The 14,773-nt window shown below is 70.1% G+C and carries 18 protein-coding genes; 8 read left to right on the top strand and 10 right to left on the bottom strand.

The genetic code is table 11. The annotated features are described in order from the left end of the window. Window positions 1–116: 116 nt before the first annotated feature. Entirely contained in the window at window positions 117–1,487 is a 1,371-nt protein-coding gene (locus ACQP2Y_RS08105) for a serine hydrolase domain-containing protein (protein WP_433725995.1), read from the bottom strand. Continuing rightward, window positions 1,484–1,831: an HIT domain-containing protein gene (locus ACQP2Y_RS08100; RefSeq protein WP_433725993.1), complete on the bottom strand. Its 348-nt coding sequence runs from the start codon at window positions 1,829–1,831 to the stop codon at window positions 1,484–1,486. Before ACQP2Y_RS08100 ends, ACQP2Y_RS08105 begins: the two co-directional genes overlap by 4 nt. 23 nt (window positions 1,832–1,854) lie before the next feature. On the opposite strand from ACQP2Y_RS08100, the gene ACQP2Y_RS08095 reads away from it, so the two are divergent. Both ACQP2Y_RS08095 and ACQP2Y_RS08090 read left to right on the top strand, forming a co-directional pair. Next, on the top strand, window positions 1,855–2,616 hold the full coding sequence (locus tag ACQP2Y_RS08095) for an SDR family NAD(P)-dependent oxidoreductase (RefSeq protein WP_433725991.1): 762 nt from the start codon (window positions 1,855–1,857) through the stop codon (window positions 2,614–2,616). A gap of 33 nt (window positions 2,617–2,649) precedes the next feature. Next, window positions 2,650–5,016, top strand: coding sequence for a beta-glucosidase H (locus tag ACQP2Y_RS08090; protein WP_433725989.1), 2,367 nt, complete (start codon window positions 2,650–2,652; stop codon window positions 5,014–5,016). Window positions 5,017–5,078: 62 nt separating this feature from the next. Here ACQP2Y_RS08090 and ACQP2Y_RS08085 read toward each other — a convergent pair whose 3' ends face one another. From ACQP2Y_RS08085 to ACQP2Y_RS08075, 3 genes are all read right to left on the bottom strand, one after another. Further along, complete coding sequence (locus tag ACQP2Y_RS08085) at window positions 5,079–5,549, bottom strand: hypothetical protein (protein ID WP_433725987.1); 471 nt, start codon at window positions 5,547–5,549, stop codon at window positions 5,079–5,081. A 217-nt stretch (window positions 5,550–5,766) separates the two neighbouring features. Then, window positions 5,767–6,528 (bottom strand): GNAT family N-acetyltransferase, encoded by a 762-nt coding sequence (locus ACQP2Y_RS08080; protein ID WP_433725985.1) that lies wholly within the window; start codon window positions 6,526–6,528, stop codon window positions 5,767–5,769. Window positions 6,529–6,570: 42 nt separating this feature from the next. Then, the gene (locus ACQP2Y_RS08075) at window positions 6,571–7,872 is read right to left on the bottom strand and encodes a lysine N(6)-hydroxylase/L-ornithine N(5)-oxygenase family protein (protein ID WP_433725983.1); all 1,302 of its coding nucleotides are present in this window, start codon (window positions 7,870–7,872) and stop codon (window positions 6,571–6,573) included. Window positions 7,873–7,975: 103 nt separating this feature from the next. Here ACQP2Y_RS08075 and ACQP2Y_RS08070 point away from each other — a divergent pair, with 103 nt between their 5' ends. Continuing rightward, on the top strand, window positions 7,976–8,929 hold the full coding sequence (locus tag ACQP2Y_RS08070) for a methionyl-tRNA formyltransferase (protein WP_433725981.1): 954 nt from the start codon (window positions 7,976–7,978) through the stop codon (window positions 8,927–8,929). On the opposite strand, the gene ACQP2Y_RS08065 is transcribed toward ACQP2Y_RS08070, so the two are convergent. Continuing rightward, a complete protein-coding gene (locus tag ACQP2Y_RS08065; RefSeq protein ID WP_433725979.1) occupies window positions 8,926–9,654 on the bottom strand; it encodes an SDR family NAD(P)-dependent oxidoreductase in 729 nt (242 codons plus the stop codon). The two genes, ACQP2Y_RS08070 and ACQP2Y_RS08065, sit on opposite strands and share 4 nt — an antisense overlap. A gap of 36 nt (window positions 9,655–9,690) precedes the next feature. On the opposite strand from ACQP2Y_RS08065, the gene ACQP2Y_RS08060 reads away from it, so the two are divergent. Further along, entirely contained in the window at window positions 9,691–10,011 is a 321-nt protein-coding gene (locus tag ACQP2Y_RS08060; RefSeq protein WP_433725977.1) for a hypothetical protein, read from the top strand. Between the two features lie 15 nt (window positions 10,012–10,026). Next, window positions 10,027–10,380 (top strand): hypothetical protein, encoded by a 354-nt coding sequence (locus ACQP2Y_RS08055; RefSeq protein WP_433725975.1) that lies wholly within the window; start codon window positions 10,027–10,029, stop codon window positions 10,378–10,380. A 16-nt stretch (window positions 10,381–10,396) separates the two neighbouring features. On the opposite strand, the gene ACQP2Y_RS08050 is transcribed toward ACQP2Y_RS08055, so the two are convergent. Together ACQP2Y_RS08050 and panD are read right to left on the bottom strand one after the other, a co-directional pair. After that, window positions 10,397–10,744, bottom strand: coding sequence for a hypothetical protein (locus ACQP2Y_RS08050; protein ID WP_433725973.1), 348 nt, complete (start codon window positions 10,742–10,744; stop codon window positions 10,397–10,399). 25 nt (window positions 10,745–10,769) lie between these two features. Continuing rightward, the gene (gene panD, locus ACQP2Y_RS08045; RefSeq protein WP_360548847.1) at window positions 10,770–11,186 is read right to left on the bottom strand and encodes an aspartate 1-decarboxylase; all 417 of its coding nucleotides are present in this window, start codon (window positions 11,184–11,186) and stop codon (window positions 10,770–10,772) included. Between the two features lie 112 nt (window positions 11,187–11,298). On the opposite strand from panD, the gene ACQP2Y_RS08040 reads away from it, so the two are divergent. Then, window positions 11,299–12,315, top strand: a complete 1,017-nt coding sequence (locus ACQP2Y_RS08040) for an ABC transporter substrate-binding protein (protein WP_433725971.1) — start codon at window positions 11,299–11,301, stop codon at window positions 12,313–12,315. A 296-nt stretch (window positions 12,316–12,611) separates the two neighbouring features. Further along, a complete protein-coding gene (locus ACQP2Y_RS08035) occupies window positions 12,612–13,310 on the top strand; it encodes a DUF6082 family protein (protein ID WP_433725969.1) in 699 nt (232 codons plus the stop codon). Between the two features lie 4 nt (window positions 13,311–13,314). On the opposite strand, the gene ACQP2Y_RS08030 is transcribed toward ACQP2Y_RS08035, so the two are convergent. Further along, a complete protein-coding gene (locus ACQP2Y_RS08030; protein WP_433725967.1) occupies window positions 13,315–13,551 on the bottom strand; it encodes a hypothetical protein in 237 nt (78 codons plus the stop codon). A gap of 101 nt (window positions 13,552–13,652) precedes the next feature. Next, a complete protein-coding gene (locus tag ACQP2Y_RS08025) occupies window positions 13,653–13,886 on the bottom strand; it encodes a hypothetical protein (protein WP_433725965.1) in 234 nt (77 codons plus the stop codon). Between the two features lie 139 nt (window positions 13,887–14,025). On the opposite strand from ACQP2Y_RS08025, the gene ACQP2Y_RS08020 reads away from it, so the two are divergent. Then, window positions 14,026–14,772: a hypothetical protein gene (locus ACQP2Y_RS08020; protein WP_433725963.1), complete on the top strand. Its 747-nt coding sequence runs from the start codon at window positions 14,026–14,028 to the stop codon at window positions 14,770–14,772. The last annotated feature ends 1 nt before the right edge of the window (window position 14,773 follow it).

Genomic DNA, 14,773 nt, shown 5'->3' with positions numbered 1-14,773 from the left:
GGTTCGGAGAGGCCCGCCTCTCCGGCGGTCCGCGTAAGGATCGTGCCATCGTATCCGGTCGGCGGCACCCGCGCCGATGCCATTATCGGCGGGTCGGCCGGGCCGGGAACAGCGGGTCAGCCCTCGGAGACCGGCACGCCGTCGAAGGTCTCCTGGACCCGGGTGAACCGGTAGGTGGCCCAGTGCATCCGGACCACCCGGCCGTCGGCGTCGCGGGTCAGCCGGAGCAGCTCGCCGGCCTCGCGCCCGGAGATCGTCCGGAGCACGTCGGGCTGGTCGGGCAGCGGCCGGAAGATCGACGGCGGCCGGTCGGCCGGCGCGTCGGCCCCGCGGGACTGCAGCGCGCCGTCGTGCCAGCTGAAGACGTGCGCGAAGCCTTCGCTCCACCAGGGTCCGAGCACCGAGCGGTACGCCGGCGGGGCGGCCCGGCCCGGTGACCAGGCACGGACCTCGGCGGGGTCGGCCTCGACGGCCAGGGCGAGCAGCTCGTGGACCAGGTCGTTGATCTCGGTGGCCGTGCCGGAGGAGGCGAGCACCGCGGCGCCCAGCGCGCCCGGGTTGCCCTCGCCGCCGCGCCGGCCGTAGACGCCGGCGAGGAAGCCGGGCATGGCGCCGTCGTGCCCGACGTGCATCACCCGGCGGCCCTGGGGCGCGAGGATGAGACCGAGGCCGAAGCCGCCGGACCAGAGGGTCTCGTCGGTCGTGGTCTGCGGCCAGCGCATCTCGTCGAGGGTCTCGGGCGCCAGCACCAGCGCGCCGGGGTCGACGAGCTCCGGGCCGGCCAGGAAGGCCGCCCAGCGGGCCATGTCGCCGGCGGTGCTCCAGAGCTGCGCGGCCGGGGCGGCGCCGCCCATGTCGAGCTGCGGTTCGGGACGGGCGGCGTCGGAATAGGTGTCCACCAGGTAGCCGACCACGGCGTCGCCGGTCGGCTCGACGGTGGTGGAGGTCAGGCCGAGCGGTTCGAGGATCTGCTCGTGCAGCACCGAGGCCCAGGTGCCGCCGCGCAGCTTGGCGACGAGCTGCCCGAGCACGGCCAGGCCCAGGTTGGAGTAGTGGTAGCGGCGGTTGTTGGGCAGCACCCGCTCGGCCTTGGCCAGGTCGGCGAGCAGGGCGGCGTCGTCGGGTGCGACCAGCAGGTCCCACACGTCGCCGTACGGCTCGCGCTGGAAGCCGGCGGTGTGCGAGAGCAGCCGGCGGATGGTGGCGGTGCCGTGCGAGGGCACGTCGAGGTGGGTGGCGATCGGGTCGTCGAGGTCGAGCAGGCCGTCGTCGCGGGCCTGCATGACCAGTACGGCCGTGAAGGTCTTGGTGACCGAGCCGATCCGGAAGCGGCTCTGCGCGTCGAGGGCGCGGGGGTGGCCGGAGGTGCCGACGGTGCAGGTCCAGAGGCTGCGGTCGGCGCGGTGCAGGGCGACGGAGAGGGCGGGCACCCGGGCGTCGGCCTGGACCCTGCGGACGGCGCGCTCCAGGCGCTGCTCCGGGGTCACCGGGCCACCATCGGCCCGAGCGGCCGGCCACCGACGACGTGGGCGTGCACGTGGAAGACCTCCTGGCCGCCGTGGCTGCCGGTGTTGAAGATCAGCCGGAAGCCGTCGCCGGTGAGCCCCTCGGCCTCGGCGACCGCGGCCGACGCGGCCAGCACGTCGGCGGCCGCGGCGGGGTCGGCGGCCAGCGCGACGACGTCCCGGTGGTGCGCCTTGGGGATCACCAGGACGTGCACCGGGGCCTTCGGGTCGATGTCGCGGAAGGCCAGCGTGGTGGGGGTCTCGTGCACGACGCTCGCGGGGATCTCCCCGGCGACGATGCGGCAGAACAGGCAGTCGTTGTCCACGCCGAAGATCCTAGAGTGAGGCCATGACAGGACGCGCGATCCTCGTGACCGGTTCCTCCCGCGGCATCGGCCGGGCCGTCGCGACCCGGTTCGCCGAGGCCGGCGACCGGGTCGCCATCCATCACCGGGACTCGGCCGCGCTGGCCGAGGAACTGGCCGCGGCGCTGCCGGGCCGCGGCCACATCGTGGTACGGGCGGATCTGGCCGACCCCACAGCGGTACGGGCGATGGTCGACGAGGCGGCGCAGCGGCTGGACGGCCTGGACGTGCTGGTCAACAACGCCGGCGTGTTCGGCCCCACGGACCGCCCGCACCCGATCTTCGGCACCGGCTACGAGCAGTGGCTGGCCAACTGGCGGGCCACCTTCGACGTGAACCTGTTCGGGGCGGCGAACGCGTCCTGGGCGGCGGCGCAGCACATGCGCGAGCGCGGGGGCCGGATCATCAACGTGTCGTCGCGCGGCGCTTTCCGGGGCGAGCCGGACCAGCCCGCGTACGGCGCCAGCAAAGCGGCCATGAACTCGATGGCGCAGTCGCTGGCGGTGGCGCTGGCCCCGTACGGGATCGGGGTGGCTTGTGTGGCCCCGGGTTTTGTGGAGACCGACATGACCAACGAGCACCTGAAGTCGCCGCGCGGGGACGCGATCCGGGCGCAGAGCCCGTTCGGCCGGGTGGCGCGGCCGGCGGAGATCGCGAGTGCGGTGCACTGGCTGGCGTCGGCCGAGGCGGAGTGGGCTTCTGGGACGATCATCGACCTCAACGGGGCCTCCTACCTGCGCACGTAGGATCTTGGTATTCGACGTGATGGGAGCGCTTCCATGGATGACCTGCTGGCCCGGTTGACCCTCGAGCAGAAGGTGTCGCTGCTGGGCGGCCAGGACTTCTGGTCCCTGCCCGCGATCGCGGAGATCGGGCTGCGCTCGCTGGTGATGTCCGACGGGCCGATCGGCGTCCGCGGCACCGGCTGGGCCCCCGACGATCCGTCGATCGCCCTGCCCAGCCCGACCGCGCTGGCCGCCACCTGGGATCCGGCGCTGGCCCGCAAGGCCGGGCACCTGCTCGGTCAGGAGTCCCGGCGCAAGGGCGTGCACCTGCTGCTCGGCCCCACGGTCAACCTGCAGCGCACCCCGCTGGGCGGCCGGCACTTCGAGTGCTACTCGGAGGATCCGCTGCTCAGCGGCGAGATCGCGGTCGGTTTCGTGGACGGGGTGCAGGAGCACGGCGTCGGCACCACGGTGAAGCATCTGGTGGGCAACGACTTCGAGACCGACCGGATGACCGTCGACGTGCGGATCGGCGAGCGGGCGCTGCGCGAGCTGTATCTGGCGCCGTTCGAACGGGTGGTGGCGGCCGGTGGCTGGGGTGTGATGAGCGCCTACAACGGCGTCAACGGCGAGCCGATGGCCTCGAACGGCCGGCTGCAGTCCGACATCCTCAAGGACGAGTGGGGCTTCGACGGCATCGTGGTCTCTGACTGGCGGGCGGCCCGGGAGACGGTCGCCGCCGCGCTGGGCGGGCTGGACATCGCCATGCCGGCGCTGGAGAACCCGTGGGGGGCCAAGCTGGTCGCGGCGGTGCGGGCCGGCGAGGTGGCCGAGGAGCTGATCGACGACAAGGTACGGCGGGTGCTGCGTCTGGCCGGCCGGGTGGGCGTGCTTGACGGCGTACCCCCGGCGGTCGGGTCTCCCCCGCCGGACCTGGACGGCGACGCCGTGGCGCACGAGGTCGCGGCCCGGTCTTTCGTGCTGGCCCGCAACGAGCAGTTCACGCTGCCCCTGGAGCCGGCGGCGCTGACCAAGGTCGCCGTGATCGGGGCGCTGGCCACGGACGCCCGGGTGCTCGGCGGCGGCAGCGCCCAGGTGGTGCCGCCGCACGTGATCTCCCCGCTGGACGGCCTGAGCCGGGCGCTGTCCGGCGTGGACGTGGTGCACGCCGTCGGCGCCGACCCGCGCCCGTTCCTGCCCGCGCTGCCGCAGCCGGCGTCGATCGAGCTGCTGGGTGCCGGGCACCGCTTCGGCGTCGACACCGCCGCCGTGCGCTGGATCGGCGACCTGCCCGCGGGCCTGGACCCGGCCGTTGTCACGGGCCTGGAGATGCGCACGACGTTCACGCCCGAGCAGGACGGCGAGCACACCTTCGCAGTGTCCGGCTTCGGCACCTTCGACCTGCGGGTGGGCGCCCAGCAGCTGTACAGCGGCACGCTGCACCCGCCCGGCGCCACCCGCGCCGACCTGCTGCTCTCCCCGCGCGAGCAGCGGGCGGTCGCGAAGCTGACGGCCGGCGAGCCGGTCGAGGTGGTGCTGCGCCAGAGCATCCAGCCGGGCATGGCGCACACGGTCAGCGCGACGCTGGGCCACCTGGCGCCGGGCGTCTCGGCGGACAGCATGATCGAGGAGGCGGTGGCCCTGGCGGCGGCGTCGGACGTCGCGGTGGTCGTCGTGGGCACGACCGAGCAGGTCGAGTCCGAGGGCTTCGACCGCACGTCACTCTCGCTGCCGGGCCGGCAGGACGAGCTGGTGGTACGGGTGGCAGCCGCGAACCCGCGCACGGTCGTGGTGGTCAACGCCGGCTCGCCGGTGCTGCTGCCCTGGGCCGACGACGTGGCTGCGGTGCTGCTGACCTGGTTCCCGGGGCAGGAGGCCGGGGCGGCGCTGGCCGACGTGCTGCTCGGCGTCACCGAACCGGGCGGCCGGCTGCCGACCACGTGGCCGCGCCGCGAGCAGGACTGCCCGATTCTGGAGGTGGTCCCCCGCGACGGCCAGGTGGCCTACGACGAGGGCATCTTCATCGGCTACCGGGCCTGGCAGCGGGCCGGCACCACCCCGCTGTACGCCTTCGGCCATGGCCTGGGCTACACCAGCTGGCAGTACGAGACGCTGTCGGTGTCGGCCACCGAGGCGGTCGTGACCCTGACGAACACCGGCGCCCGGTTCGGCCGCGAGGTCGTCCAGGTGTACGCCGGTGCGCAGGGCGAGTCGCCGGCGCCGGAACGGCCGGTGCGGTGGCTGGCCGGTTTCCACCCGGTCGAGGCCCACCCCGGCGAGACCGTGACCGTCCGTGTCCCCCTGCCGCCGCGCACCTGGCAGGTCTGGGACGAGGGCTGGCAGACCGTTCCGGGCCCGTACGAGGTGACCGCCGCGCACGCCCTCGACGACCCGCGGCTGACCGCCACCCTGTCGCTCTAGCCGCCGACGCATACGACGGGGCCACGACCGCTCGGCGATCGTGGCCCCTTTCGCGTGGTGGTTCAGTTGCGGGTGACGGTCAGGTTCAGGCCCTCGTTCTGGTCGTTGGTCCAGGAGACCGAGTAGCCGGGCCAGTCGCCCTGCAACCGGCCGTCGGCCTCGACCGTGCCGTACATCCGGTCGGCCAGCGCGCCGGGCACCTGCAGAGTGTCGAAGACGCAGGTCATGGCGCTTGCGGAGAGGCCGTCCGGGGACTTGTCCCCGACGCCTTTGACGGTCAGCTTGCGGTTGCTGTCAGAGAGCCTCATACCGTTCTTGGCGGGGTCGCACTTCTGCACCGCGACGAGGAGCGGATCCTGCTCCGCGGCCGCTACGGGCTGCGGTCCATTGTCGGCGTTCCCGTCGTCGAGGAGCTTGGGCACCAGCACGATGCCGGCCACGACGACGAGGACGGCGAAGATCACCCAAGGGATCGGGCTGCGCTTCCGGACGTGCGGTACCGGTGCTGGTGGGAGCTGGCGGGGTTGCGTCATGTGGGTTCCTTCGCGCCAGGGGAGGGGGCGGACGCGCGGACGAAAGTGTGCGCTACGACACGCGACAAGACAACGATCACACTGCGAACTGACTAATCGGACGAGTCGACTGTGGAAATAAGTCTTACCAGACCCCTCATGATCAGTCACGCAGAGTTATATTTACCACTGTCAGAGAGCAGGGGTTGACGCAGCGCAATGTCAGCACTCTCGGTCGTCAGTGGACCCGGTAGTGGTAGCGGTGGGAATGGGCGAAACCTACCCGGGAGTACAGTTCACGGGCGGCGACGGTGCCCTCTTCGACTTGGAGATACAGCGAGTGGCAGTTCAGGGTGGCTGCCCAGCGCGCTCCGGCGCCGAGGACGGTCAGCGCGAGGCCGCGACGCCGGTACTCCTGGCGGGTCGCCATGCAGAACACTCCGGCGCGCTCGCCATCGGCCACGAACATCCCGATCGCGGCATCCCGGCCGTCCACCCGGACAAGCACGAACGCGGCCGGCGACGGGACCCGCGCGAGGACCCGCTCGGCCAGTGCCGAGGTGTCCTCGGGCCCGTTGAGCTCCTGATAAGCAGCCAGCCACTCGGCACTTGCCGCTGGGTGGATCACCACGGCCGCGGATGCCGGGGGCGTCGCGGCGATCACGTCGGCGGTGGGAGCGGTCAGGACGAGGGTGGGGGCTTCGCGGCGGTAGCCGCGGGCGGCGAGTGCCGCGTCCAGCGCAGAATGCTGCTCGGCCGGGCTTACCTGGACCGTCACCGGCAGGCCGGCCGCCCTATAGAAGGCCTCCACCGCGTCCACGGCATCTTCCGGATGCTGGTCCGGCGCCGGCGGCAGGGCCGAGTTGGAGCGCCGGCGGGCCACGCCCGGGGTGTGCCGCAGCAGCCAACCGGCCGCGGTCTCGGTGCGGCCGGCCGGCCACGCCGCCGCGGCCGACTGCTCTATCCGGGCCGGCCGGGCACCATGCTGAGGATCGGACATGACCCGATCCTATGCATGATTATGCGTGCAAGGAAATGAATATCAGACGCTGACCAGGGCCGGCGCCGAACGGCGGGTCACCACCGAGTCGAGGATCTCCCCCACCCGGATCGCGGTGTTCGACAGCAGCGCCGACGTGATGCCGTGCGTGTGCTCCGTGCCGCCTTGGAGGTAGATGCCCACCCGCAGGCGGGGGTCGGTCGCCGCGCGGTAGTCGCGCTCGACCCTCGGGCGGCCCAGCTCGTCGCGGTGGCACAGGTCGGCGAGTTCGCCCAGGATCGCGTACGGGTCGGCCTGGTGGTAGCCCGTCGCGCAGACCACCACGTCCGCGGCCAGCCGCTGGGTCTCCCCGGTGACCAGCGACCGTACGCTCGCCACCACCTGGTCCGGTCCGTCGGCCACCTCGGTCAGCCGGGACACGTTCAGCATCCGCAGCCGCTGCTTGCCGAGCACCTTCTCCTGGTACGCCCGCCGGTACAGGTCGTCGATCAGGTCCATGTCGACCACGGAGTAGTTGGTGTTGGCGTGGTAGCCCATCAGCTGCCGCTTCACGTCCTCCGGGGCCACGTAGAAGTCGTCGACCGCCGCCGGGTCGAAGATGCGGTTGGCGAAACTGCTGTCGTCGGCCGGCGAGTAGCCGTACCGGGAGAAGACCGCGCAGATCTCGGCCGTGGGGAACTCGCGGTGCAGGGTCGCGACCGCCTCCGCCGCGCTCTGCCCGGCGCCGACCACGACAATGCGGCGGGGCTCGGTGCCGCGCAGCTTCGGCATGTTGTGCAGCAGGTCGCTGGTGTGCCAGATCCGGTCGGACGCCGTCACACCCTCGGGCAGGCGCGGGCGCAGCCCGGTGCCGATCACCAGGTTCCGGGCGCGGTGGGTGCTGAGCTGTCCGCCGTGGCGCGAGAGCACGTCGACCGCGACCACGTCACCGCCGGAGGACGCGACCGGGGTCACCGAGAGCACCTCGGCGTCGTAGGTGACCTGGTCGTCGACCTGCGCGGCGGCCCAGGCGAAGTAGTCGTGGAACTCGACCCGCAGCGGGAACAGGTTCTTGTGGTTGATGAAGTCGATGAGCCGGTCCTGGCTGTGCAGATAGCGCAGGAAGGTGAACTCACTGGTCGGGTTCCGCAGGGTCACCAGGTCCTTGAGGAAGGAGACCTGCATCGTGGCGTCGTCGAGCAGCATGCCGCGGTGCCAGCCGAAGCCGGCCTGCCGTTCCAGGAACCGGGTGCGCACCCTCGCATCCGGACCCCGCCCGCTGTTGTGTTCCGACACGGCGATGGCCATGGCCAGATTGGACGGGCCGAAGCCGATCCCCACGACATCGAGTTCAGGTTCAGACATGTCCGTCCCCTCCACGGCGGGGCCGACCTGACCCCAGATTTCGGTTAGCCTAACCTAAGCATCTGCGGAGGCGTCCGCAGTGCCGAGTGAGGGAGAAAAATTCATGCGCGTCGTCATGTTCGGCTTCCAGACCTGGGGGCACCGGACCCTGCAGGCGTTGCTGGATTCGGCACACGACGTGGTCATGGTGGTCACCCACCCGGTCGGCGAGGGCGCGTACGAGAAGGTCTGGTCGGACTCGGTCGCCGAGCTCGCCGAGGCCCACGGCGTGCCGGTCATGCTGCGCGAACGCCCCGACGACGAGGAGCTGTACGAGGCGCTGAAGCAGGTCGCGCCGGACGTCATCGTGGCCACCAACTGGCGCACCTGGATCCCGCCGCGCATCTTCAACCTGCCGCCGTTCGGCACCCTCAACGTGCACGACGCGCTGCTGCCGGCGTACGCGGGCTTCTCGCCCTTGATCTGGGCCCTGCTCAACGATGAACGCGAAGTGGGCGTCACCGCCCACATGATGGACGACACGCTGGACGCGGGGCCGATCGTGTTGCAGCGCGCGGTCCCGGTCGGCCCGGCCGACACTACGACGGACCTGTTCCACAAGACGCTGGAGCTGTTCGGCCCGATCACCGTCGACGGCCTGGCAGCCATCGCGAGCGGCCGGCGTGACTTCGTGCCGCAGGACCGCTCGAAGGCGAGCTTCTTCCACAAGCGGTCGGAGGAGGACATTCGCATCGACTGGACCTGGACGGCCGAGGAACTGGAACGGCTGGTCCGGGCGCAGTCAACGCCGTACCCCCAGGCCTTCTGTTTCCACAAGGGACGCCGGCTGGAAATTGTCACGGCCGCGGTCTCGCAGGCGGTCTATGGCGGCACGCCGGGCCGCATCTTCTTCCGCGAGGGCGACGGCGTGGCGATCGTGGCGGGCGCGGAGGCCCGCCGCGGCCGCAGCAAGGCGCTGCTGATCCGCTCGGTCCGCACCGATGAGGGCGTGGAGATGCCGGCTCAGGAGTACTTCACGACGATGGGTGGCTACCTGACCAGCCACCCGGACCGCTAACCGAGCACCAGTCCCCCACCGACCTCGACCACCTGACCGGTCATCGCCCCGGAGCCTTCGGCAACCAGAAACCGTACGGCGGTGAGCAGGTCCGCCGGGACCAGCGTGCGCGGCACGGCCTGGGCGGCGACGAGCCCGGGGTGCGGGTCGTCGCCCAGGATCTCCCGCTCGCGCTCGGTCAGGATGGCGCCGGGCGAGAGCGCGTTGACCGTGACCCCGGCGGTGCCGAGCGACCGCGCGAGCGAGCGGGTGAGGCCGACGAGGGCGGCCTTACTGGCCACGTACGAGGGCCCGGACGGCCCGCCGAGCGCCACGGTGGCCGAGGTGACGTTGACGATCCGGCCCCAGCCCCGCTCGGCCATCCCGGCGCCGAACGCCTGCGCGAGCAGCATCGGCGCGGTGACGTTGACGGCGAAGGTCTCCTGCCACTCGTCGAGGGACAGAGCGTCGAAGGAGACGTTCGAGGCCCGGGAGGCGTTGTTGATGAGGATGTCGACGGGGCCGGCCCGGTTGGCGAGTGCGGAGACGGCGGCCGGGTCGGCGAGATCGGCTTCGAGGATCTCGGTACGGGCGCCGCGGTCCCGGCATTGCCGCGCTACGGATTCGGTCTCTTCGGCGGCGTCCAGGTGATGCAGGAGGAGCGTCCAGCCGGGCGCCGCCAGGTCGACGGCGATCGCAGCGCCGATTCCTCGTCTTGCGCCGGTTACCAGCACTCGTCGTCCCACCGCAGCAGCTTAGAACCTCGTGGTTCAATTCCGGCCGTGATCGACGAGTGGCCCCTCCCCCTGCGTACCGCGTTGCGGCGCGGCCGGCTGATCGTCGCTGAGGTGCCGGCGGCGGTACACGGTCGTCGGGCGTGGGTCGCGGTCTACCCGCTCGCCGGGGGTGCGTTCAACGTGCTTCAGCGAGAGTTCGACAACACCTATATCGACAACGACTGGTGCTTCGGGCCGGACGACGGGATGACCGAAGCGCGGAGTGCGCAGGCCGGCGACGAGGGCCAGCTGAGCCGGATCCTCGTGGAGTGGGGGGTCGCTGCGGACCAGCTCACCTACGCGCACCGGACTGATTACCCGGTCTGAGGCTAGGGTGCGGGCGTGCAGAATGCGACTGGTGGCCCGCGAACGGACCGTCGCCGGGATCTGGCCGGGTGGTTGCTGACACCGCTGGTCACTCTGGTGCTCGGGCCGGCTGTCGCGGCCGCCGTGGGCATGCTGATGGTGCTGGGGGAAGCCTTCGGCGAGGTCCCCGAGGTGTGCGCGAAGTCATTGGCCGACAACCGGTGTGAGGAGATCACCCTCGAAGTGGTCGGCCAGCACGTCGCCGTCTTCGGGGTGCTGTGGCTGGGGTTGTGGTTGCTGCCTTGGTGGCGGGGGCTGCGCGGGGTCCGTATCGGGATCGCGGTTCTGGCTTGTTTGGTGCTCGTGGCCGCGCCGCTGCGCATGGACTGAGCCTCGGGCCGGGGCGTCAGTCGGCGTAGTCGGCCGGGTTGAAGATGCGGGCGGTCAGGGGCTCCGGGACCTTTGCGATGCCTGGGCCGCCTGCGTCCAGCCAGGCGGCCACCGCGCCGACGAGATTGTCGTCGAGGACGTCGCCCAGGTGGACCAGGCGGGCGCCGGCTCGGCGGGCGGCCGGGGTCGGGTGCACCACGACCACGTTCGAGCGTTCGCAGACTCGTAGGCATTCGCTCACGCGTACGCGATGTCTGTCACCCACCGCGCCGCGGATCGCCTCCAGTTGGGCGTCGTGGTCGGTTTCCGGATGCTTGTCGGCGCTGCCGCAGCAGCAGTCCCGGCAGATCGTCAGCGCGCCCATCGCAGTGCCCCCGGCCCCGCCAGCCTCAGTGGACCAGAACGCCGGAGATCTGGTCGTCCGCGCCGGGGACCGGTGCCGACGGGTCCGAGCCGATCTCGATCAGCTGGTTCTGCGCGTTGACGTGCGCGACGCGCGGCACGTAGTCGGCGCGCTCGCGCTCGTCGACCTGCTTGAACGACATGATGATGATCAGGTCGCCGACCGAGACGAGCCGGGCGGCCGCGCCGTTGATGCCGATCACGCCGGAGCCGGCCGGACCCTCGATGACGTACGTCACCAGCCGCGCACCGTTGTCGATGTCGACCACCTGGACCTGCTCGCCCTCGACCAGGTCGGCCGCGTCCATCAGGGTCTTGTCGATCGTGATCGAACCCACGTAGTGCAGGTCAGCCTGGGTCACGGTGGCGCGGTGGATCTTGCCGCCGAGCAGGGTCCGCTGCATGTGTCGTCCTCCTGGGGTGGATGAGGCCCGCGAGGGGGTCGTCGCGGAAGCAAAGTTAGCCTAGCCTAACCTCATCCTTGATCCAACGCCCCCTCAGCTAGGAGCCACATAGATGAACCGCCGCCTGGGCGGCTGGCGACGCGCCCTCACCGCCGTCGCCGCCGGTCTGCTCGCCGCCACCACCATCACCGCCTGCGGGTCCGAAGAGGACGGTGCCGCCGCGCCCGCCGCATCGGGCTCGGCCGCCGCCGCTTTCCCGGTCAGCATCGAGCACAAGTTCGGCTCGACCACGATCGAGAAGCAGCCGGAACGGGTCGTCACCGTCGGCTGGAACGACCAGGACCCGGTGCTGGCGCTGGGCGTGGTCCCGGTGAGCACCCGCGAATGGTTCACCGAGTACCCGACGTACCCGTGGGTCAAGGAGGCGCTGGCCGGCAAGCAGCTGACCACGTTCTCGGCCGAGATCAACTTCGAGGCGATCATCAAGCAGCAGCCGGACCTGATCCTGGCGATCTACGAGACGATCAACAAGGAGACGTACGACAAGCTCTCCCAGATCGCCCCGACGGTCATCCAGTCCAAGGACTACGCGGACGAGCAGACCCCGTGGGACGTGCAGACGCTGACCACGGGCAAGGCGCTGGGCAAGTCGAGCGAGGCGCAGGCTCTGGTGGCCAAGGTGAACGCGAAGATCGACGAGGCCAAGGCGGCGAACCCCCAGTTCGCGGGGAAGACGCTGGTGGTGGACTTCGGCCCGGAGAAGGGGCAGCACTGGCTGATCCCGGCCAAGGACCCGCGGCGGGCCCTGTTCGACGCCCTCGGCTTCGCGGCGCAGAGCGAGTCGGAGGACGTCAGCGAGGAGCGGCTCGACCTGCTGGACCGGGATGTGCTCTTCGTGAACGGGGCGACGAAGAAGGACATGCTGGCCTCGCCGGCTTTCAGCCGGTTGAAGGTGGTTGGTGAGGACCGGGCTTTGTACACGTCGTTCTCGACGCCGTTGGGTGGGGCGTTGGCTTACAGCGGGCCCAATGCGTTGCTGTATGCGTTGGAGGTGCTGGTGCCGCAGCTGAAGAACGCGACTGACGGGAACAAGGCGACGGCCGTCACGGACCTGTCGAACGCCGCTTGATCTCAGATACGTGCGAGCGGAAAGGGCGGCGGGGAAACCGGCCGCCCTTTCCTCTCCTTAAAAATCATATAGCTGGATTATTGCTACACCGCAACTTGCTAGTTAGCCGATCGATACAAGGCCCTCACGACAATCATTCACCGCTCCATGCTGGCGCCGCTTGATACGGCAATGCAATATGAGAGCAGAGAATAGAAGAGAGCGGTCGCGGTGTGCGACGATCTCTGCCGCGAGTCCTTGAGGGTCGTGACACCATGAAAGAGTCATCGGTCGGTATCGCACCGCGAAGAACCACCATGCTGAGCCGCGTCGCCACCTGGCTGGCGGTCGTCTGCGGGGTCGTGCTCGTCACCCTGCTCGCGGGAGTGGGCGTCGCCGCCGTACTGGCTCGCCAGGGCGCCTCCGAGGAGTGGCGCACCTGGAGCGACGTGGGCCAGACCTTCGGCGTGCTCAGTTCCATCATCAGCAGTCTCGCCCTGCTTGCGGTGGTGATCACCGCACGTCAGAACAGTGCCGAACTCGCGCGCCAGAGGCAGTTTCTGATCCACAACCATGCGGAGCTCCGGCGCACGTCACACGCCAACCTCGGCATGCTCCACCAGAATCTGCTGAAGATGAGCATCGACGACGAGGAACTGGCCGCGGTCTGGCCGGACTTCGACCTCGACCTGCCCCCGAGCACGAAACGGCAGTTCCTCTACGCCAACCTGATCTTCTCATTCGAGGTGAGAGCACTACAGTCCGAGATCTACACCGAGGCCGGGATCATCCGAATGATGCGCCACCTGTTCTCCAGTCCGGTGATGCGCGCATATTGGCGTGCGACGGAGAGCGGCCGAAAGTACCTCGAACCCGATGGCGCGGAGTTCTCCTACGCACAGCAGGTGGACAGAATCTGCGCCGAATACGAGGAGGTCGTCGCCAGGAGTGGGCGCTCCTCTTCGGCCGGCCCCACACTCGTGCCGGATCGGTCGGACGCGCCCAAGGCGGCGTAAATGATCAGCCGACCGGAATATCGCTCTGCGCGGCAATCAACGTCTCGCGGGTAATCACCACGATGCGCTCATAGCCGGCCCGGCCGGCATCCGCGGGCAGCGCACCCTCGAGTTCCTCGGTCATGTCCGTTCCGATCACGGCGAACGAGCCGTCACTCAGCTCGAAAATGTCGGGGCAGGTGTCGTGGCTGATACTGCCACGCTCCCGCGGGCTCTTTCCCAGCCGTCGAACGAACTCCACCCGTCTGACCCCCTGCGCTCCCAGTGCGCCGACCGCACCTGGAGTGAATATCACAAGATGTGCCCGCAGCGCGAAACCGCCCATAAGTATCCCTCGGGCGGTTAGATTTCAGGAATATCCGCCTTCGCCGCAACCAACGTCTCCCTGGTGATGACGACGATGCGTTCATTCTGGGCACGAGACGCGTCCGCCGGCAGCAGTGCTTCCAGTTCCGCGGTGCGATCTGTTCCGATCACGGCGAACGAGCCGTCACTCAACTCGAAGATGTCGGGGCATGTCGCGTTGTTCAAGCTGCCCCGCTCACGCGGATTCTTTCCCAGGCGTCGGACGAACACTGTCGCAACCTCTCCACGACACCGACTACAACTTTGTGTAGCGGGCACACAACGGACAGTCGCATTGTGCCCGACTCAGCGAGCCTCGTCGATGCGATCGGGTGCGCCGGCCGTTGCCACTCTTTGCGACGATGTGCCCGTGACGGGTGACGCGGTAGTGCAGGAGGTTGGGGGGCGGCCGACAATCTCGTGGTGGCAGGTGCTACGCGTCATCCTGGTGCTCGGCTGGGTCGCCTGGGCGGCCGTCACCTGGTGGGCCGCCCCACGCGAGTCCACCCCCGAGCAGGTCCGAGCCGACATCGCTGCACAGCGCCTCACCTACTACGAATGGGGCGACGGCTGGCGGAACCAGGGCGGCCTCGTCAGCCCCTTCCCCGCCGACCTTCAGGAGTCCGGCGGTCCCGGCCCCATCCTCCTCTGGCACACCACCGACGGCCGCCGCCACCACACCACCGTGGAGGAGCAGAACACCAGCGACGACAGCGCTCCTGAAGCGAACGCTCTCAACCAGCAGCTGCAGGCTTACGAAGCCCGGCGCCCAGCCGACCCGCCTGTCGGAGCCATTCAGGCCGGCCTGCTCATTGCCGGCAGTCTGCTGTTCCTCTGGGCGCTGGTCTCCGCGCCCGACCCGGTCACCGGCACGAAGTGGTTCTGGTTCTGGCTCGTCTCCGGCGTACCGCTCGGCCTCGGCCTGCTCTGGTGGCTGGCCCGGGAACGCCCATGGCGACCACAGACCCAGCCCCGCTTCGGCCCGCCCGCCCGGGACAACCGCCTCAAGTGGTGGGCCGGGATCGGCGTCTCCATCCTGCTCGGCTTCGCCATCAGCCTCACCCTGATCGGCCTGCGCAGCCTGCTCGGCGAGGACGTAGTTCCCCTCGTCCGGTGAA

Source organism: Actinoplanes sp. CA-051413, from assembly GCF_050955795.1.
Lineage (GTDB): Bacteria > Actinomycetota > Actinomycetes > Mycobacteriales > Micromonosporaceae > Actinoplanes.
This window is presented reverse-complemented; position numbering and strand designations above follow the sequence as displayed.

Bases quoted from the DNA above. Each gene is read 5' to 3' on its own strand.
- ACQP2Y_RS08070 (WP_433725981.1), top strand. From the start codon at position 7,976: ATGCGCGTCGTCATGTTCGGCTTCCAGACCTGGGGGCACCGGACCCTG.
- ACQP2Y_RS08095 (WP_433725991.1), top strand. From the start codon at position 1,855: ATGACAGGACGCGCGATCCTCGTGACCGGTTCCTCCCGCGGCATCGGC.
- panD (WP_360548847.1), bottom strand. From the start codon at position 11,186: ATGCAGCGGACCCTGCTCGGCGGCAAGATCCACCGCGCCACCGTGACC.
- ACQP2Y_RS08085 (WP_433725987.1), bottom strand. From the start codon at position 5,549: ATGACGCAACCCCGCCAGCTCCCACCAGCACCGGTACCGCACGTCCGG.
- ACQP2Y_RS08080 (WP_433725985.1), bottom strand. From the start codon at position 6,528: ATGTCCGATCCTCAGCATGGTGCCCGGCCGGCCCGGATAGAGCAGTCG.
- ACQP2Y_RS08075 (WP_433725983.1), bottom strand. From the start codon at position 7,872: ATGTCTGAACCTGAACTCGATGTCGTGGGGATCGGCTTCGGCCCGTCC.
- ACQP2Y_RS08090 (WP_433725989.1), top strand. From the start codon at position 2,650: ATGGATGACCTGCTGGCCCGGTTGACCCTCGAGCAGAAGGTGTCGCTG.
- ACQP2Y_RS08035 (WP_433725969.1), top strand. From the start codon at position 12,612: ATGCTGAGCCGCGTCGCCACCTGGCTGGCGGTCGTCTGCGGGGTCGTG.
- ACQP2Y_RS08050 (WP_433725973.1), bottom strand. From the start codon at position 10,744: ATGGGCGCGCTGACGATCTGCCGGGACTGCTGCTGCGGCAGCGCCGAC.
- ACQP2Y_RS08040 (WP_433725971.1), top strand. From the start codon at position 11,299: ATGAACCGCCGCCTGGGCGGCTGGCGACGCGCCCTCACCGCCGTCGCC.